Origin of the sequence: Solidesulfovibrio sp. C21 (assembly GCF_047785625.1) — a bacterium.
Taxonomy (GTDB): domain Bacteria; phylum Desulfobacterota; class Desulfovibrionia; order Desulfovibrionales; family Desulfovibrionaceae; genus Solidesulfovibrio.
Genome location: NZ_JBLODY010000023.1, coordinates 36,594 through 54,905 on the forward strand (window position 1 = coordinate 36,594; position 18,312 = coordinate 54,905).

Sequence of the window (18,312 nt, forward strand, 5' to 3'; positions counted from 1 at the left end):
CGCGGCTAGCCCTGCAAGCGCGTCAGCCGTGACACCTCGTCATGGCTGATGCGCCAGCCGCGTCCGACCTTGACGCCATGCAGGGTGTGGCCCTTGATGAACTTGCGCACCGTCTGGTCGCTGCATTTGAGCAGCCTGGCCACTTCCTGCACCGTGTAGGTTTCCTTGATCTCTCCCACGTGTTCCCGCATGGCGCATCGCTCCTTATCGCTATCTAACGATACTTACGGTCGGCTTGGGCCAAAAAAAAACCCGGGGACGCGCGCAACGCGCCATCCATCCGTTCCACTTTTTTATTTCCCGCACACAACCGTTTCATTCCGTTAATCTCCCCGGCGGACCTTCCCTCCGCCGTTTGCATCATAACCGGTCAATTCCCCGGGACTTCCTGAAAACGGACCACCCGGGGCACCCTCTTCCCTACAAAACCCGTGCCCAGCACAACCGGCCTCCACGCGGCGATTCCAAAACCACCGGGCTTGATGCTAGGGTGGGTCAGCGCAATACCCCAACAACATGGCGGACCCATGGCCCAAATCGACGCGTTTTTTCAGATGCTCAAGGAAACCGGCGCTTCGGATCTGCACCTCTCGAGCGGTGCCCAGCCGGTGCTGCGCATAAACGGCCGGCTCGAGCGCATCAAATACAAGGTGCTCGAAAACGAGGAATTAAAGACCCTGCTCTACGAGATCGCCCCCGAACGGCTGGTCAAGGCCTACGAGGAGACGGGCGACCTCGACTTCGCCTACGCCTCGCCCGGCATCGGACGGTTCCGGGCCAACTACTTCCGCCAGGAGCGCGGCGTGGCGGCCTCGTTTCGGGCCATCCCCGAAAACGTGCCCACGCTTGCCGACCTGGGGCTGCCCGACATCCTGGCCGAGCTGGCCATGCGGCCCAAGGGACTGGTGCTGGTCACCGGCCCCACGGGCTCGGGCAAATCCACCACGCTTGCCGCCATGGTGCGCCACGCCGCCGAGAACCGACGCGACCACATCATCACCATCGAGGACCCCATCGAGTTCGTGCACGCCCCGGCCGCGGCCCTCGTCAACCAGCGCGAAGTGGGGCGCGACACGAAAAGCTTCGCCGCCGCCCTGCGTGGGGCCTTGCGCGAGGACCCTGACATCATCCTGGTCGGCGAAATGCGCGACATGGAAACCATCGAGCTGGCCCTGGAGGCGGCCGAGACCGGCCATCTGGTGCTCTCGACCCTGCACACCGTGTCCGCCGCCAAGACCATCGACCGCATCATCGACGTCTTTCCCGGCGACCGGCAGGCGCAAATCCGCTCGGCCCTGTCCGAATCCCTGGTGGCCGTGATCTCCCAGGTGCTGTTCAGGCGCGCCGACGCCCCGGGCCGGGTGCTGGCCCAGGAAATCCTTTTGGCCAACACGGCCGTGCGCAACCTCATCCGGGAAAACAAGGTGTTCCAGCTTTACTCGGTCATGGAGACGGGCAGGAAGCAAGGCATGCGCACCCTGGACGAGGCCATGCTCGAACTGCTGGCCGCCGGGCGCATCGACGGCCTCGACGCCTGGAGAAACGCGGCCAACAAGACGCGGTTCGCCGACATGGCCCCGAAAACAGCGGTCCGGGAGGCCTGACCACCATGCCCCGCCGCCTGCTCAACGCCGTCGTCGGCGCGGCCTTGGGCCAAGCCCCGGCCGCCTCGGACTACATGTTCACCGCCCGCTCCCCGGCCGGAGCGCTCCTCGACGGCGTGTTCACCCCGCTGGCCCTGCCCCAGCTCACCGGCCCCCTCGCCCCGGCCCAGACCGAAGCCCTGGTGCGGGGGCTTGTGGGCACGGACGCCCGGCTCATAGCCGACCTGCGCGCCCGGGGCGGCTGCGACGCGGCCTACCGCCACCCGACCGGCGTGCGCTTCCGGGTCAACGCCTACCGGGCCGGGGACAGCCTGGGGCTGGTGCTGCGCCGGCTGCCGGACGCGCCGCCGGCCCTGGCCGCCCTCGGGCTGCCGCCGGTTTTCGCGCGCATGGCCGCCCTGGCCGAGGGACTGGTGCTGGTGGTCGGGGCCACGGGCTCGGGCAAATCCACCACGCTCGCCGCCCTGACCGCCGCCATCCTGGCCACACGGGCGGTACACGTGGTCAGCCTGGAAGACCCGGTGGAAAACATCTTTTCCCCGGGGCGCGGCGTGGTCAGCCAGCGGGAGCTGGGCACGGATTTCCCCGATTTCGCCGACGGCATCCGCTCCGCCCTGCGCCAGGCCCCCCACGTGATCCTCGTCGGCGAGGCGCGCGACCGGGAGACCGTGGACGCGGCCCTTGGCGCGGCCGAAACCGGGCATCTGGTCCTCACCACCCTGCATACGGCCGACTGCGCCGGCGCGGTGGAGCGGCTGCTGGCCTTTTTCAGCCCCAGCGAACAGACGCTGGCCCGGCAACGCCTGGGCGGGAGCCTTCGCTACGTGGCGGCCCAGCGGCTGCTGCCGCGCCTCGGCGGCGGACGGGCCGTGTCCGTGGAGGTGCTGGCCGCGACGCTGCGCACCCGGGACCGCATCCGCGCGCCCAAGGAGCAGGGGATGGGATTTTCCGACATCCTGGAACAGGGCGAGCCTTACGGCATGGTCACCTTCGACGCCTCCACGGCCGCCCTGTATGCCGCCGGGACCATCACCGAGGAGACGGCGCTGGCCCGCGCCTCGGATCGGGCCGCGCTGGCCCGCGCCCTGGATGCGGTCAAGGCCGGACGCGGCCTGCCCGTCACCTCCATCACCGGCCTTTCCCTGGACGCGCCGTCGCCCGGGGACTCCGTCACGGGAGAGCCGTCATGACCGGCGCGGCCGTCATCACCTGCCCCTGCGGCAACCACACGCTGACGCTTGCCCCGGACAAACCGCCGGTCGGCGGCCGGGCGGCCTTTACCTGTCCGGCCTGCGGCAAGCGCCGCAGCTTCACCCGCATCGAGACCGGCGCGGTCTTCGACGCACCGACGGGCGCGGCCTCGCCGCCGCCCCCGGCTCCGGCGACCGGGCAGACGCCCGAAGTGACGCCCCTGCCCGATCCCCGGCCCGTCCCCCCGGGTTCGCGCCTGGTCATCGCCGCCCTGGGCGACGCGCCCTGGCGGCAGGCCCTGGACGCGGCCTTTGCGGCCCCCGCCTGGCATGTGCTCGATGCCGCGCCCGAGCCGGACCAGAACCGGGCCGATGTGGCCGGCCTGCTTCCGGCCGTGGTCGTGGCCCTGGACGGACCGGCCGCCCGGGAACTGCTCGAGGCCGTGGCCACGCTCACCGGCCGGCAGCGGGAAGGCCTCGCCCTCTTCCTGGTCGGCGACTTCGCCGAGGGCGACGCGACCACCGCCTTTGCCGCCGGCGCGGACGCCGTCTTCGACCGCCGCGTCGCCGAAAACATCGCGGGCAGGCTCGCGGCCGCCTGGGAGCGCCGCAGCGCCCTGCCCTCCCTTTTTACCGCTCCCTAAGAAGGACGCCTTATGGACCGTATCGCGGCCCTGCTCGTGCACCCCGACCCCGAAGTCCGCACGGCCCTGCGCCAGGGGCTGGCGGACGCGGATTTCATCCGGGTGCTCGGCGAGGCCGTGGACGCTTACGAAGCGTCCGAGTTGTTGCGGGCCATTCCCTACGGTCTCCTTTTCTGCGGCGTGGACCTGCCGGGCGAAGTGGGCGGCTTCGAGCTGGCCCAGGCGCTGACAGCTGCCAAGCGCCAGCCCGGGCTGGTCTTTATCGCCACGGACGAATCCCGGGCCTTTGCGGCCTTCGAACTCGGCGCGGCCGACTATCTGCTGTGGCCTTTTTCCCCGCAGCGCATCGCCCGGACCCTGGAGCGGCTTTCCCGCTACAAGCCGGCCTTTCGCGAGGCCCCGCCGCCCCAATGGCGGCCCGCCGCCGCCCCGGCCGCCCTGGACGACGACCCCGAGGGCGAACAGACCGTGCAGCTCGCCCTGGAGGGCGAGGAGGAGGACCGCTTTCTCTCGGCTCTGCGCCAGGCCTGGGACACGGGCTCCGAGCGGCCGGTGGACATCGAAAAACTCCCCATCACCTTCGACGGCCGCACCATCCTCATGCCCTATACCCAGATTCTTTTCATCGAGGCCTACGAGGACTATTCCTTCGTCCACACCGCCACAAAGAAGCTTCTGACCTCGTACCGCCTCAAAAACCTCGAGGAACGGCTGCGACCCCACCGCTTTTTCCGGGTGCACCGCAAATACCTCGTCAACCTGGACCAGGTGACGGAGATCGCCACCATGCCCGGCGGCAACTTCATGCTGCGCACCGCCGGCAAGACGCGCATCGAACTGCCCATCGGCCGCCGCCGCATCGGCGAGCTCAAGCAGATTCTCGGCTTGTAAGGGGAAACGCGTTTTGCCGCCAAGGAGGATACCGATGCCGACGACCGCGAACCTCGACGCGCTGCTTACGGAAGAGCGCGTGTTCCGGCCGGCCCCGTCCACGGTCATCGAAGCCAACGTCAAGCCGGCCGATCTGGCCGAGGCCTACCGGCTGGCGGCGTCCGACCACCAGGGCTACTGGGAGCAGGCGGCCCTCGAACTCGAATGGCACCGCAAATGGGACGCCGTGCTCGACGATTCCCAGGCCCCGGCCTACCGCTGGTTCCCCGGGGCCCGCACCAATATCGTGCACAACGCCCTGGACCGCCACGTCCATATCTGGACCAAGAACAAACTGGCGCTCATCTGGGAGGGTGAGGCCGGGGACTGCCGCAAATTCACCTATTTCGAGCTCTACCGCGAGGTCAACCGGCTGGCCGGGGCGCTTCGGGCGCTCGGCGTCGGGCGCGGCGACCGGGTGTGCCTGTACATGCCGCCCATCCCCGAAACCGTGATCGCCATGCTGGCCACGGCCAAGATCGGGGCCGTGCACGTCTTTGTCTTCGCCGGCTACGCGGCCAAATTCCTGCGCGAACGCCTGAGCGACGCCGGGGCCAAGGTGCTCGTGACGGCCGACGGCTTCTACCGGGGCGGCAAGCTCATAAACCTCAAGGCCGTGGTGGACGAGGCCCTGGCCGACGCCAGGCCGGACGTGGCCGAGACGGTGGTGGTCGTGCGCCGCACCGGCGACGACATCGACATGCAGGAGCCCCGGGACCTCTATTACCATGACCTGCTGCGCCAGGAATCGCCCGAGGCCGCGACCGAGATCATGGAAGCCGGGGAACCGCTTTTCTGGCTGCCCACCTCCGGGGCCACGGGCAAGCCCAAGTCCGTGGTGCACAGCCACGGCGGCTACATGGTCGGCGCGCACCACACCTTCCGCACCGTCTTCGACGTCAAGCCGACCGACATCCACTTCTGCACGGCCGACCCGGGCTGGATCACCGGCCATACCTACGGCGTCTACGGGCCGTTTCTGACCGGGGCCACGGTCATCCTCTACGAAGGGCACCCCCTCTATCCCCAGGCCGACCGCCTGCCGGCCATCATCGAGCGCTACGGGGCCACCATCTTTTACGCCACGCCGACCCTTGTCCGCATGCTCATGCGCTACGGGCCGCAGTACCCCAAAAAACGCGACCTCTCGACGCTGCGCCTGCTCGGCAGCGTGGGCGAGCCCCTCGGCCCCGACGCCTGGATGTGGCTTTACAAGCACATCGGCCGATCCAACTGCCCGGTCCTCGACACCTGGTGGCAGACCGAGACGGGCATGGCCATGCTCTCGCCCATGCCGATCTCCCTGCTCAAACCCGGTTCCGTGGGCAAGGCCCTGCCCGGCGTCGCCGCCGACGTGGTGGACGAGGACGGCCGGGCCGTGCCTCCGGGCCAGGGCGGTTTTCTGGTCTTAAAAAAACCCTGGCCCGGGATGCTCACCGGCCTTGCCGGCGACGAGGCCGGCTACGCCGCCGCCTACTGGGACAAGATACCGGGCGTCTATTTCGCCGGCGACGTGGCCCGGCGCGACGAGGACGGCTATTTCTGGATCCAGGGCCGAGCCGACGACGTGCTCAACATCGCCGGGCACCGCATCGGCACGGCCGAGGTGGAAGCGGCGCTCACGTCCCACCGCTTCGTCATCGAGGCGGCGGTGATCGGACTGCCGGACAAGATCAAGGGCGAGGTGGCCAAGGCCTTCGTGGTGCCCTCCTCCCAGTGGCAGGAGGCCTACGCCGACGCCGACGCCTTCGCCTCGGACCTGCGCGCCCACGTGCGCCGCGAACTCGGCCCCATCGTCATCGTGCGGGCGGTCACGCTGCGGGAATCCCTGCCGCGCACGCAAAGCGGCAAGATCCTGCGGCGTATGCTGCGGGAGGAGGAAGAACCGGGGGGAACCTTTCTGTAGAAAGGTTCCCCCCGGACCCCCTTCCCAAGACTTTTGGCGATAACAAACTGTTATCGCTAACTATATATACCGGTAAAAAATTGAGGAAGGGGAGAGCGCGAGAGGGGAAACCCTTTTTAAAGGGTTTCCCCTCTCGCACTGTCTTCTCCCGCTCACCTCTGGGGCAAAATGATAGTGATCGTGGTCATGCCGGTGGCGTCGGAGGTTTCCATGCGCACGGTTCCGCCGTGGGCTTCGGCGATAAGTCGCGCGGAGTAGGTCCCGAGTCCGGTGCCGTCCAGTTTGCCCGAGGTGGCGTACTTCGTGAAAAAGCGTCCCCGCATATCCGCCGGCACCACGCCCTGGTTGGTCACGGTTATTACGGCCGGATCGCCGGGGCGCAGGTCGACCGTGACCACGCCCTCCTCGGGCGAGGCTTCCAGCGCGTTTTTCAGGCAATTGGCCAGCATGGTGTAGAAAAGCAACCGCTCGGCCGTGAGCCTGACCGGCATTTTGCCGTCGTCCGGCCGGCCGGCGACGGTCAGGGCCAGCACATTGCGCTTGTACCCGGCAACGGTCGCCATCTCCACGAAAAGACGCCGCACCACCGCCGCCGCGTCCATGGACTCGGCCCGCAGCACATACGTCCCGCGCTCCATCTTGAACAGGTCCAGGGACTGGTTGATCATGGACAGCATCTTGAGGCCGCTTTCCTCGATCAGATGCACGAACATGGACTGGGTGTCGCTGAGATTCCCCTCGTTCAGGATCAGCGGCGGCAGGCCGATGATGCCGGTCAGCGGCGCCTTGAGGTCGTGGCGCATGATGCGGTCCACGTCCTCGCGCAACTTGGCCGCCTCGGTCAGAGCCGCGTTTTGCCGGGCCAGCGTCTCCCTGGCCGCGCGCAGTTCCAGGTGGTTTTTGACCCGTGCCCGCACCACGGCCGGGCTGGCCGGCTTGACGATGTAGTCCACGGCTCCGAGCGAGAGCCCGTAGGCCTCATCCTCGGGGGCGAACTTGGCGGTGACGAAGATGATCGGGATTTCGGCCGTGACCGGATCGGCCTTCAAGCGGCGGCAGACCTCGTAGCCGTCCATGTCGGGCATGACGACGTCGAGCAGGATGATGTCCGGAGGAAGGCGCCTGGCCAGGTCCAGGGCGTCCGCCCCCCGGGCGGCCACGCGGATGTCGTGCCCGTCGCGCAGAAATTCGGCCAGGATGCGGATATTGGCCGGCACGTCGTCCACGATGAGCACGAACGGCCGTTTGTCGCTATCGGGCATAGGTTTCGGGTCCCTCGAACAGGCCCTTACATCTCGAATTCCCGCTGAATCTTCTCGACGCTGGCGAAATCGCCCAGAAAAACGTCCAGCACGCGCGGATCGAAATGGCTGCCCCGGCCGGCCCGCATGATCTCCAGGGATTTCTCGTTGGAGAAGGCTTCCTTGTAGGGACGCTTGCTGGTCAGGGCGTCGAAGACGTCGGCCACGGCGCAGATGCGGCCATAAAGGGGGATGTCGTCGCCGGCAAGGCCCTTGGGGTAGCCCGAACCGTCCCACTTCTCGTGATGGGACAGGGCGATGATCTCGCCCACACGCAAGAGCTCGAAATTGGACTCGCCCAGGATGCGCGCCCCGAAGATGGTGTGCTTTTGCATCACCACCCACTCCTCGGGCGTGAGCTTGGCCGGTTTCAAAAGGATGCTGTCGGGGATGCCGATCTTGCCGATATCGTGCATGGGGCTGGCCTGCAAAACCAGGTCGACCTCGGCGTCGGGCAGGTCCAGCTTACCGGCAAGCAGGGCGCAGTAGCGGCTCATGCGCTGGATGTGGTCGGCGGTCTCCTCGTCCTTGAATTCGGCGGCGGACGCCAGGCGGTGGATGGTCTCCAGGTGGGCCGAGAGGATGGTGCGCTGGGATTCCTTGACGTTTTCCAGGGCCATCCTGAGGGCCGAGGTGCGCACGGCCACCATTTCCTCGAGTTCGGCCTGGTAGCGCTTCACCTCGTCCTGGGACTCCTTCATCTTTAAAAGCGAACTCACGCGCACCCGCAGTTCGGTCAGGTCGATGGGCTTGGAGATGAAGTCGTTGGCGCCGGCCTCCACAGCCTTGAGCCGATCCTGCTTGCTGGTGAGCGCCGTGACCATGATGATGGGCACATCAGCCACTTCCGGGATTTCCCGAATCTTCTTGGCCACGGTGAAGCCGTCGGTTTCGGGCATCATGACGTCGAGCAGCACCAGATCGATGCTCGGGTCCAGGTACTGGAGCGCCTCGGCGAACGATTCCATGAGCACCGGTTCATGGCCGAGATTGCGCAACAGCCCGCCTATCACCCGAAGGTTGATGCGTTCATCGTCAATAGCCAAAATGCGCTTGGGGCTGTTCAAATTCCACCAGCCTTTGCCCGTCATGGTTCTCGAAACGTGGATCGTGCCGCGATATTTTCCGTATTCCCTATTATGCTATCGCTTCCCGAAGGGTCAAGCCGTCCTGCCTCTTCCGCAAAAGGCCCTGTGCGGGAGGACATCGTGAAAACGTCCCCGGGCGTAATTGCGGCAATAAAAAAAGAGCCTTTTCGACTCGATCCGGCGTTCGTCCTGTTGCTTGGCCGCTTGCGCTCGTGTTACGGCTGCTCTCGTCGGCCGGTTTTGCAGGTAAGGAGACACCCCCTATCGGACAGCGCATGCATTCAAGGACCTCCGCCGCCCTTTGGGCCGTTTTCGCCTTCATGGCCGTCTGCGCCGGCATCCGGCAGCCCGCGTATGCCGCTCCCCAAGCGGCCCAGAGCGGTCTGGCCTACGTGGTGCGCTACACCGGCGACGCCGATCCCCGCATCCTCGAGCTTTTAAAACAGGTGTCCAAGGCGGAAAGCCTGATCCAGAGCCCGCCCGACTCGGCCCTGCTCCTCGAACGCCGTGCCGCCGAGGACAAGTCGGCCTTTGCCAAGGTCTTTCAGTCCGAAGGTTATTTCGCCGCCGCCATCACCATCGGCCTCGACCAGAAGGTTTCGCCGGCGGTGTTGACCTACTCCATCGAGACCGGTCCGCGCTTCACGCTCGCCAAGGTGACCCTTGTCGTGCCGCCCGACCATCCGGGCCGGGACGCCGCGCTGCCGACGCCGGAGCAGATCGGACTGCCCGTGCCCGAACCGTTTCTGGCCAAGGCCGTGGTCGACGCCGAAGCCAGGATCACCGATCTCCTGCACCGGCAGGCCCGCCCCTACGCCAAGATCGGCCACCGCACGGTCACGGCCAATTTCGCCAACCATGACGTGACCGTGGCCTGGACCATCGATCCCGGGCCCCGGGCGACCTTCGGCCCGCTGCGCTTTTCCGGACTGACCTCGATCAAGGAGGCCTACCTCGCCGCCCAGATCCCCTGGAAGCAAGGCCAGCCCTACGACGCGGACCTCGTGGCCCGCTACCGCAAGAAACTCGTCGGCCTCGACCTGTTCGCCATGGTCCAGGTGGAGCCGGCGGAGACGCTCGACGCCTCGGGCCAGGCCCCCATCCAGGTCAAGGTAATCGAGCGCAAGCATCGCACCGTAAAAGGCGGCGTCAATTACAAAACCGACGAAGGCCCCGGAGCGAACCTCAGCTGGGAAAACCGCAACCTCTTCGGCGGCGGCGAGAAGCTCTCCGTGGCGGCGACCGGCTCGGCCATCGAGCAACTCGGCGAAATCACTTTTGAAAAGCCCGACTTCCTGGCCCCAAAAAACCTGTTTGTGGCCAAGGGCAAAGTGGCCGACGAAAACAAGAAGGCCTACAAGGGCCAGACCGCCCAGACCACGGCCATGGTGCGCCGCCATTTCACCGACACCCTCACCGCCGGCGCGGGACTCGGCTACCGCGCCTCCTACATCGAGAAGGACGAATCGCGTCCCTGGGAGGACGGCACCCGCTACGGTTTCGTCTTCGTGCCGACCGAGGCCACCTACGACACGCGCAAGGACCTGCTCGACCCGCAGCAGGGCATACTGGCAAGTCTGGCCTGTTCCCCTTACTGGGGTGCCGTCGACCACGGCCCGAACTTCGTCCGCCCGGAATTTTCCGTGGCCAGCTATTTCAAACTGCTCGAAAAACCGGGACTGGTCCTGGCCACCCGGGTCATCGGCGGCGCCAACATCGGGGCCGAGCGCGACGACGTCTCCCCGGACCTGCGCTTTTACGCCGGCGGCTCCGGCTCCATCCGGGGCTATCCCTACCAGACCGTGGGACCGCTGCGGGGCAAGACCCCCGTGGGCGGCGGATCGCTTTTCACCTTTTCGGCGGAACTTCGCTGGCGCGTCACCGAGCTGATCGGGGTGGTTCCCTTCCTCGACGGCGGCTCCGCCTTCAAAAACGCCCTGGCCCCCTACAACCAGCCGATCCTGCTCGGGGCGGGGCTGGGGATTCGCGTGTACACCCCGGTCGGCCCCGTGCGCCTGGATGTGGCCACACCGGTGACCCCGCGCAAGGATATCGACGACATTGCCCAATTCTACTTCAGCATCGGACAATCCTTCTAGAGGAAACGCCGCCAAGCCGCGCAAGGCCCGGTCCCGCCACCGCTTCTGGCGCTGGCTTGGTCTTGGTCTGGCCGTTTGTTGCACCCTGCTGCTTCTGGCCTGGGGGCTGCTGCTGACCCCGCCGGGGCTCGATCTGGCCGCCCGGGTGGCCGAGCGGGCCATCTCCGCCGGGTCGGGCCTTGCCGCCCGCATCGAAAACGTCTCGGGCACCCTGCCCTTCTCCTTAAACGTGGGACGGTTCGCCCTGGCCGACAAGAAAGGCACCTGGCTTGTAGTGGCCGACGCGCGACTGTCCTGGTCGCCCTTGGCCCTGCTCGGCGGCCGGGTGCTCATAAACGAGGTCGCGGCCGGCACCGTGCGGGTGCGCCGCGCTCCGGACCTGCCCCCGGCACCCGCGCCTGGGGCCATGGAATGGCCGCCGCGCTTTCCCCGGCTGCCGCCCATCCTCGTGGACCGCCTTGCCGTTGGCCGGCTCATCCTGGACAAGGAACTGGCCGGCCAGGACGCGGTCATCCGCATCGACGGACGGCTGGCCGAATCCGGGGCCGGGGCCGTCGGGCTGGCGCTTTCGGCCACGCGCCTGGACGGGGACAAGCCGCTTTCGGTCAGGCTGGCCGGATCGCTTAACTATGCCGCGTGGAAGCTTGCGGCCAAGGCGTCCCTGGCCGACGCGCCCGGCGGGCTTCTCGCCGCCGCCCTGGCCGGTCCGGACGGCGGGGGACTGGCCGTGAACCTGACCGGCGACGGCCCGCTTGACGCCTGGAAGGGAACGCTGACGGCCGCACTTGGCGGCAAGGAATTTCTGACCGCCGACCTGGGCCTCGGCGTGCCCCTGCAAAAGGACGCCCTGGCCGCCTTTTCCGTACGCCTGACCGCCGCGCCGTCGGCGAGGCTTGTGCCCGAGGCCGCCGCCAGATTGGTCGGCGACCATCCGGACCTCTCCCTCGTCGGCCGCGTTGGCATCGTTACCGACGATCTGTTTCTGGACGAACTGACCGCCCATGTGGCAGCCGGCAGCCTCACGGCCAAGGCCGGCCTGGACGCGACCGGCAAGAAGATGACGGGAACGGCCACGGTACTCCTGCCGGACGCGAGCGTCCTCGATCCCTCCCTGGCCGGCAACGCGGCGGTCACCATCGACGCCAGCGGGCCGCTCAAGCGGCCAAAGCTCACCGCGCGCCTGACCCTCGGCGGCTTGAGGGCCGGCCCGACGTCCCTCAGGGCGGCCACGATCAACGCCACGGCCGATCCGGCCGGCGACCTGGACGGGCCCTTCCCCGGGGCGGGGCTCACCGTGACCGGCAACCTGGACGGACTGGCCGGGCCCGAGGGCACCACGCTGCTGGGCGACGCCTTGCGCCTCACCGCAACGGCCGACCTTGCCGCCGACGGGGCCGTCACCGCCCGCGCCATCGCCCTGGAAGGCGCGGGCGGCGCGGTGCGCGCAAGCGACGTGCGCTACGCCGGCGGCAAGGTCACCGGAAAACTCGGCATTTCCGTGGCCGACATCGCCGGCGCGGCCGGACTGGCCGGCTTGCGCCTGACCGGCAAACTGGCGCTGGCGGCCGACATCGCGGCCGACGCCGCCGGCAAGGGGCAGGCCGCCCTGAAACTGGACCTTGCGGGGCTCGCCCCGCGCGAAGGTGCGGACGCAGCCGCCAAGGCCCTGGCCGCCCTGCTCGGCGCGTCGCCCACCCTCGCCGCCAAGGCCGGATTCGCGGCCTCCGGCGCGCGCATCGAATCCCTGGCGTTGAATGGCAAGGCGGTCACCCTTGCCGCTTCGGGCGACTATGACGCCGCGTCCGATGGCCTTTCGGCCAAGGCGGCGCTCAAAGTGGCCGATCTGGCCGTGCTCGAACCGGCCCTGGGCGAAAAAAGCGGCGGCGCGCTGTCCCTCGACCTGACCGCCACCGGCACCGCCGCAGCCCCGCGCCTGACCGTTTCGGCCAAGGGCGAACGCCTCGTTTTCGGCGATCTGGCCCTGTCCGGACTGGAACTTGCGGCCACGGGCAACGATCTGGCCGCCGCCCCAAGCGGCACGGTGTCGCTTTCCGCCCGGCGCGAGGGCGAATCGGCCCGGTTCGAAGCCGACTACGCCCTGCGCGACACGCGCCTGACCGTTTCCAAACTGCGCCTCGCCGCCCCGGACGCCGCCTTTTCCGGGGATGCCGTCATCGACACGGCAACCGGGCGCGTCAGCGGCAAACTCTCCGGCAAGGCAGGAAACCTCGCCGGCCTCGGCCGTTTCGCCGGACAGCAACTCGCCGGCAGCCTGACGCTCTCCGCCACGGCCACAGCCGGCAAAAACGGACAAGGCGTCGTGTGCGACCTGACCGCCGCCGGTCTGCGCCTGCCCGGCCTTGCCGCCGCCAACCTGACCGTGGCCGCCAACCTCGACGACGTCAGCGGCAATCCCCGGGGCAAGGCCGACATCGCCGCCAAGGGGCTGGCCGCCGGTGGCCTCGATCTGGCAACGCTGTCCCTGGCCGCCCACGGCGACGGCCGCACGCTTTCCGCCAAGCTCGACGCCAAAGGGACCATCCCGGGCGGCAAGCCGCTCACCCTGGCCGCCAGCATCGGTCTTTCGCCCGCTGGCAAGGGCCGCCGGATCACGATGTCCAGCCTCGACGGGAGCCTGGACACGAAAAAATTCCGCCTGACCGGCCCGGCCACGGTGACCATCGACGGCGTAAGCACGCGTCTCGACGCCTTGGCCCTGACCTTCGACAAGGCGAAAATCGAGGCCTCCGGCAGCCTGTCGCCCCGGTCCGTTTCCGGCAAGGCTTCCATCACGCACCTTTCCCTGCCCATGCTGGCCTCCTTTGGCGTGGCCAGACTTGGCGGCACGGGACAGGTGGCTATTTCCCTGGCCGGTTCCGCCGCGAAGCCGGAACTCACGGCCGAGGTCGCGGTCAACGACCTGTCCATGGCCTCGGAAAAGGGCTCCGGGCTGCCGACGCTCGCCGTGACCGCCAAGGCGTCCGTTTCCGGCGGCAAGGCCGAGGCGCGCGCCACCGTCGGCCCGACCGGCAAGAAAGAGGCCGTCACCGTGGTGGCCGCCCTGCCCGTCCGCTTCGCCCTTTCGCCCTTCGCCTTCGACGTGCCGCCGCACGGCGCGCTTTCGGGGCGTATCACCGCCGACAGCGACCTGTCGCAGATGGCGGGACTTCTCGCCCAGGCCAACACCCGCATCGTCGGCCGCTTAACCGCCGACATGGCCATCGGCGGCACGCTGGCCGCGCCGTCGGTCACGGGCTCGATGGCCCTGGCCGCCAAGAAGCTCGAAAACGCTGACGCTGGGCTGGTGCTGCACAATCTGACCTTCCGGGCCAACGCCTCGGGCGGGACCATCGCCATCGAGCAGGCCTCCGGCCAGGACGGCCACGGCGGCAATTTCACCCTGACCGGCAGGGTCGGCATCGCGGACCCACAAAACGGCCCCGTGGACCTGAACCTGAAGCTCAACCACCTGCGCGTGGCCGGGCTCGATCTGGCCCGGGTCACGGCAAACGGGAGTCTGGCCGTCGCCGGCACCCTGTCCCGCATGCGGGCGAGCGGCACGATCGAAATCGGCCCGGCGGACATCAACCTGCCGACCTCGCTCCCGCCGGACGTGGTGGTCATCCCCGTCACCTACGTCAACGACCCCAACGCCCCGAAGAAAAAAGCCAAACATCACGCGCCGCCGGCCGCCGCCCGCCGCATCGACCTGGACATCACGGCCGCGCTCGGCCAGGCGGTCTACGTGCGGGGAATGGGGCTGGAATCGCGCTGGGAAGGCAAGGTCAAGGTCACGGGCACGGCCGCCGCGCCGGTCGTGGTCGGCAGGTATTCCGTGGCCAAGGGCCGGGTGGAACTCTTCGGCAGCAACCTGGAGATCACCAAGGGCGACGTCACCTTCAACGGCGGCAGCCCTCCGGCCCCCGTCCTCGACATCCTGGCCGAAAATACCTCCGGGGACGTCACGGCCGGGGTTTCCATCACCGGCGACGCGACCACCCCGTCCATCAAGCTGGTTTCGACCCCGACGCTGTCCCACGACGAGATTCTCTCGCGCATTCTGTTCGGACAGTCCGCCAAGGCGCTGTCCCCGATCCAGGCGGCTCAGCTGGCCCAGGCCGCCGCCTCGCTCTACGCCGGCGGCACGCCGACCAGCATCCTGGCCCGCACCCGGCGCATCCTCGGCCTCGATCAGCTGTCCCTGGTCTCGGGCAAGGGCACCGGCATGGCCTCCACCGTGCTCAAGGCCGGCAAGGAAATCACCAAGGGCGTGACCGTGGGCGTGGAACAAGGCATGGGCGCGCAGACCGGTGCCGTCTCCGTGGAGGTGCAGGTCACCCCCAACATCACCGTGGACAGCCGGGTCGGCGCGGACAACAAGCAGGGCGTGGGCGTCAACTGGAAGTGGGATTATTGAGGGACACGTTCGGGAACGCCCCCGTGCAGTGAGGAAGCGTCCGTAAAGGCGGACACCTGGGGAAGGGGAGAGCGCGAGAGGGGCGACGGCCCTTTTCGAAGGGTTTCCCCTCTCGCGCCGTTTTGGCTCTTATTTACCGGCCTTGCGCTGCTGGTCGAGCTCCTGCTTGATGCGTTCGCCGTACTTGCGGGACTGGACGATGATTTCGTCCACCTTGTCGCCGCGCAACCGCATAAGCGAGATCTTGTAGGCCCCGTCGATGGGGATCATGGCGTTTTTGGGATCGGCGTACAGGGTGTTCATGGCGCTGATGACGCTGCCGGGATCCACGCCGACATAGGAATTGAAGCAGCTGCGGAAATGCTGCTCGATCTCCTGGGGTTTGGCGCCCTTGTTGATGCTGCTCACGTCGGTGCACATGATCCGCACCGCCGTGGCCAGACCGAACATGAAGGATCGCTTTTCCTGGTCATTATAGCTGGTCCAGGCATGGGCGAAGGTTCCGCCCGCCGCCGGGGACACCGCGGAAGCCGCGAACGCCGGAACGCGAAACGCCACAAGAACGAAAAACAACGCCAAAAGCAGGGCCTTTCTGGTCATGTCGACAATCTCCTTAAAATGGAACAAGCGGGCGACGCGCCCGGACGGATAGCGTCGTTTCTACGCCATGGCGCAACGCCCGGCAAGCCCGCGCCCTTGACAATCGCGCACCCCCGGGCATTGTGAAGGCCGCAATCCGCCAACACCGCCAAAGGAGCCTCACATGACCCGAAGCCTTTCGGCCCTGCTCGCCCTGATCCTGATCCTGGCCCTGGCCGCGCCCGCCTGCGCCCAGAAGGCCCCCACAAAGCTTGCCGGCATCACCCTCGGCGCGGACGCCGAAAGTCTGCGCGACCGTCTCGACATCTCCCGCATGGCCCCCATCTGGAACCGACCCTGGCTGATCCGGGCCAACCTCAAGCCGACCAAGGGTTTTAGCGCCGGCTACGTGATCCTCGGCGGCTGCGCCACCACCAACCGCGTCATGCGCGTGCGCCTGCTCTACGCCGACGGCTCTTTGGCCGCCTTTGACAAGCTGGCCAAGGAGATGACTTCCCGCTACGGCGTGCCCACACCGCTGTCTTCGAAAAAAGGCAGCAAATATAAGGGATATCGATGGGTCTTCGGCTCCAACAAAACCAAGGGCATCGACGTTTTGCTCGAACATTTCGGCGCCGCCACCGATGACGGCCCCACGGGCAACGTCATCCGGCTCTCGGATAACCGGGCCATGGCCGACGAAAAGGCCTGCTACGACTCCATGGTCCGGGGCGCGCCGGAACCCCAGCCGGCTTTTCCCCTGTTCACAATCGACCAGAACTGGCTTTTGCCCCAATAACAAGGCGTATCCATGGTCTTCGGTCACGCCGCCCTGGGCTCGCTCGGCAACCAGTTCGCCCTTCGCCGCGCACCGCTGGCGCTGTGCGTCATCGCCGCCTTCGGGTCGGACTGGATCGACAAGCCGCTCAAGCTCTTTTTCGGCCTGCCGGGACACGGCATCGCCCACAGCCTGATCGGCGGCGCGCTTTTTCTCGGGCTTTTCGCCGTGATCTGCCGCCGGGCACGCCTGCCCGCTTCCTGGCCCCTGGTCGTGGCCGCCTTCTGGAGCCTGCACCTCGTCTGCGACGTGGTGCGGGCTCCGGTCCTTTTCTGGCCGCTTCTGGGCGATTTTCCCACCGTCGACGCCTCCACGGCCGAGATGGCCTGGCGGTTCTACACGGTTTCGCCGCTTTCCGCCCTGGCCTGGTGCGACATCGCCCTGACCGCCCTGGCCGTTTCGGCCAGGCTGGCCCAGGCCGCCTCCTGGCCGCGGTCGTCCGCCCCGTCTTGACAAGACGTCTAACCATCGGGAAAGAACGACGTTTCATTGACACAAAACCGTGACCCGGCCTATAATTTTCCGCGCCTGCGGGCCGTGCCCACGCGCTTCCCACCGATACCTCACGAACCATCCCAGGAGGACACGGATATGGCGGTTACGATCGGCATCAACGGATTCGGCCGGATCGGACGATACCTGACGCGGCTTGTTGCCGGCGATCCCGACATCACCATCAAGGCCATCAACGCCCGGGCCGACAACGCCCAGCTTGCCCATCTGCTCAAATACGACTCCGTGCACGGCCGCTTCGCCGGCACTGTCACCCCGAGCGAAAACGGCCTGATCATAAACGACAAGCCCGTCACCATCACCCGCCACGGCGGCGGCGAATGGCGCTGGGGGGATTGCGGCTGCAACTACGTCGTCGAGACGACCGGCAAGTTCGTGGACCGGGAATCCTGCGAAAAGCACATGGCCTCCGGCGCCAAAAAGGTCATCATCAGCGCCCCCGGGAAAAACGAGGACATCACCGTCGTCATGGGCGTCAACGACCAGGACCTGCGGCCCGAGCACCGCATCATCTCCAACGCCTCCTGCACCACCAACTGTCTGGCCCCCATCGCCAAGGCCATAAACGACGCCTTCGGCATCAAGCACGGCCTCATGACCACCATCCACGCCTACACCATGAGCCAGCGCATCCTGGACGGCTCCCACAAGGACTGGCGGCGCGGCCGGGCCTGCGGCCTGTCCATGATCCCGACCACCACCGGCGCGGCCCGGGCCGTGACCAAGGTCATCCCGGCCCTGGCCGGACGCCTGGACGGCATGTCCATCCGCGTGCCCACGCCCAACGTCTCCCTGGTGGATTTCTCCTGCGAACTGGAAAAGCCCACCGACACCGCCGGGCTGCTCAAGGTGCTCGAAGCCGCCTCCGGCGAGAACCTAGGATTCACCGAGGAGCCGCTGGTGTCCATCGACTTCACCGGCGACACCCACGGCGGCGTGGTCGACGCCAAGGCCAGCCAGGTCCTCGACGGCACCATGGCCAAGATTCTGGCCTGGTACGACAACGAATCCGGCTTCACCAACCAGCTCGTGCGCCTGATCAAAAAGGTGGCAAGCCTTTAGAGAAAGAACCGGGGGGAAACCTTTCTGTAGAAAGGTTTCCCCCCGGACCCCCTTTCTAAAGACTTTTAATGGTGACGGTCTGTTATCGTTAAAAAGTTTTTGGGAGGGGAGAGCGCGAGAGGGGAACCCTTTTTTCAAAAA

Annotated in this window: 14 protein-coding genes; 10 read left to right on the forward strand and 4 right to left on the reverse strand. The window is 67.3% G+C overall.

Translation table 11 applies throughout. The annotated features are described in order from the left end of the window. Nucleotides 1-5 precede the first annotated feature (5 nt). On the reverse strand, nt 6-191 hold the full coding sequence (locus ACMZ6R_RS09200; RefSeq protein ID WP_416110631.1) for a helix-turn-helix domain-containing protein: 186 nt from the start codon (nt 189-191) through the stop codon (nt 6-8). 336 nt (nt 192-527) lie between these two features. Here ACMZ6R_RS09200 and ACMZ6R_RS09205 point away from each other — a divergent pair, with 336 nt between their 5' ends. The 5 genes from ACMZ6R_RS09205 to acs are packed head-to-tail and all read left to right on the forward strand — an operon-like array spanning nt 528 to nt 6,274. Further along, nucleotides 528-1,604 carry a type IV pilus twitching motility protein PilT gene (locus ACMZ6R_RS09205; RefSeq protein WP_416110632.1) on the forward strand — a complete coding sequence of 359 codons (1,077 nt, stop codon included), beginning with the start codon at nt 528-530 and terminating at the stop codon, nt 1,602-1,604. Between the two features lie 5 nt (nt 1,605-1,609). Next, the gene (locus ACMZ6R_RS09210) at nt 1,610-2,794 is read left to right on the forward strand and encodes a type IV pilus twitching motility protein PilT (protein ID WP_416110633.1); all 1,185 of its coding nucleotides are present in this window, start codon (nt 1,610-1,612) and stop codon (nt 2,792-2,794) included. Next, a complete protein-coding gene (locus ACMZ6R_RS09215; RefSeq protein ID WP_416110634.1) occupies nt 2,791-3,438 on the forward strand; it encodes a hypothetical protein in 648 nt (215 codons plus the stop codon). The genes ACMZ6R_RS09210 and ACMZ6R_RS09215 overlap by 4 nt, the downstream gene beginning before the upstream one ends. A 12-nt stretch (nt 3,439-3,450) precedes the next feature. Continuing rightward, nucleotides 3,451-4,329, forward strand: coding sequence for a LytR/AlgR family response regulator transcription factor (locus tag ACMZ6R_RS09220; protein WP_416110635.1), 879 nt, complete (start codon nt 3,451-3,453; stop codon nt 4,327-4,329). Between the two features lie 34 nt (nt 4,330-4,363). Next, nucleotides 4,364-6,274, forward strand: a complete 1,911-nt coding sequence (acs, locus tag ACMZ6R_RS09225) for an acetate--CoA ligase (RefSeq protein ID WP_416110636.1) — start codon at nt 4,364-4,366, stop codon at nt 6,272-6,274. Nucleotides 6,275-6,426: 152 nt separating this feature from the next. Here acs and ACMZ6R_RS09230 read toward each other — a convergent pair whose 3' ends face one another. Continuing rightward, nucleotides 6,427-7,536, reverse strand: coding sequence for a response regulator (locus tag ACMZ6R_RS09230; protein ID WP_416110637.1), 1,110 nt, complete (start codon nt 7,534-7,536; stop codon nt 6,427-6,429). Between the two features lie 26 nt (nt 7,537-7,562). After that, nucleotides 7,563-8,666 carry an HD domain-containing phosphohydrolase gene (locus tag ACMZ6R_RS09235; RefSeq protein WP_416110638.1) on the reverse strand — a complete coding sequence of 368 codons (1,104 nt, stop codon included), beginning with the start codon at nt 8,664-8,666 and terminating at the stop codon, nt 7,563-7,565. Between the two features lie 272 nt (nt 8,667-8,938). On the opposite strand from ACMZ6R_RS09235, the gene ACMZ6R_RS09240 reads away from it, so the two are divergent. Continuing rightward, entirely contained in the window at nt 8,939-10,762 is a 1,824-nt protein-coding gene (locus ACMZ6R_RS09240; protein WP_416110640.1) for an autotransporter assembly complex protein TamA, read from the forward strand. Next, on the forward strand, nt 10,725-15,179 hold the full coding sequence (locus ACMZ6R_RS09245; RefSeq protein WP_416110642.1) for a translocation/assembly module TamB domain-containing protein: 4,455 nt from the start codon (nt 10,725-10,727) through the stop codon (nt 15,177-15,179). The genes ACMZ6R_RS09240 and ACMZ6R_RS09245 overlap by 38 nt, the downstream gene beginning before the upstream one ends. 129 nt (nt 15,180-15,308) lie before the next feature. Here ACMZ6R_RS09245 and ACMZ6R_RS09250 read toward each other — a convergent pair whose 3' ends face one another. Beyond that, nucleotides 15,309-15,779, reverse strand: coding sequence for a hypothetical protein (locus tag ACMZ6R_RS09250; RefSeq protein WP_416110644.1), 471 nt, complete (start codon nt 15,777-15,779; stop codon nt 15,309-15,311). A gap of 163 nt (nt 15,780-15,942) precedes the next feature. Here ACMZ6R_RS09250 and ACMZ6R_RS09255 point away from each other — a divergent pair, with 163 nt between their 5' ends. The 3 genes from ACMZ6R_RS09255 (at nt 15,943) to gap (ending at nt 18,171) form a co-directional block, all read left to right on the forward strand. After that, complete coding sequence (locus tag ACMZ6R_RS09255) at nt 15,943-16,557, forward strand: hypothetical protein (protein WP_416110646.1); 615 nt, start codon at nt 15,943-15,945, stop codon at nt 16,555-16,557. Between the two features lie 12 nt (nt 16,558-16,569). Next, entirely contained in the window at nt 16,570-17,049 is a 480-nt protein-coding gene (locus tag ACMZ6R_RS09260; protein ID WP_416110648.1) for a hypothetical protein, read from the forward strand. Between the two features lie 138 nt (nt 17,050-17,187). Beyond that, nucleotides 17,188-18,171 (forward strand): type I glyceraldehyde-3-phosphate dehydrogenase, encoded by a 984-nt coding sequence (gene gap / locus ACMZ6R_RS09265; protein ID WP_416110650.1) that lies wholly within the window; start codon nt 17,188-17,190, stop codon nt 18,169-18,171. Nucleotides 18,172-18,312: the final 141 nt, after the last annotated feature.

Coding starts and splice junctions, on each gene's coding strand:
- ACMZ6R_RS09200 (WP_416110631.1), bottom strand. CDS start 191: ATGCGGGAACACGTGGGAGAGATCAAGGAAACCTACACGGTGCAGGAA.
- ACMZ6R_RS09205 (WP_416110632.1), top strand. CDS start 528: ATGGCCCAAATCGACGCGTTTTTTCAGATGCTCAAGGAAACCGGCGCT.
- ACMZ6R_RS09210 (WP_416110633.1), top strand. CDS start 1,610: ATGCCCCGCCGCCTGCTCAACGCCGTCGTCGGCGCGGCCTTGGGCCAA.
- ACMZ6R_RS09215 (WP_416110634.1), top strand. CDS start 2,791: ATGACCGGCGCGGCCGTCATCACCTGCCCCTGCGGCAACCACACGCTG.
- ACMZ6R_RS09220 (WP_416110635.1), top strand. CDS start 3,451: ATGGACCGTATCGCGGCCCTGCTCGTGCACCCCGACCCCGAAGTCCGC.
- acs (WP_416110636.1), top strand. CDS start 4,364: ATGCCGACGACCGCGAACCTCGACGCGCTGCTTACGGAAGAGCGCGTG.
- ACMZ6R_RS09230 (WP_416110637.1), bottom strand. CDS start 7,536: ATGCCCGATAGCGACAAACGGCCGTTCGTGCTCATCGTGGACGACGTG.
- ACMZ6R_RS09235 (WP_416110638.1), bottom strand. CDS start 8,666: ATGACGGGCAAAGGCTGGTGGAATTTGAACAGCCCCAAGCGCATTTTG.
- ACMZ6R_RS09240 (WP_416110640.1), top strand. CDS start 8,939: ATGCATTCAAGGACCTCCGCCGCCCTTTGGGCCGTTTTCGCCTTCATG.
- ACMZ6R_RS09250 (WP_416110644.1), bottom strand. CDS start 15,779: ATGACCAGAAAGGCCCTGCTTTTGGCGTTGTTTTTCGTTCTTGTGGCG.
- ACMZ6R_RS09255 (WP_416110646.1), top strand. CDS start 15,943: ATGACCCGAAGCCTTTCGGCCCTGCTCGCCCTGATCCTGATCCTGGCC.
- ACMZ6R_RS09260 (WP_416110648.1), top strand. CDS start 16,570: ATGGTCTTCGGTCACGCCGCCCTGGGCTCGCTCGGCAACCAGTTCGCC.
- gap (WP_416110650.1), top strand. CDS start 17,188: ATGGCGGTTACGATCGGCATCAACGGATTCGGCCGGATCGGACGATAC.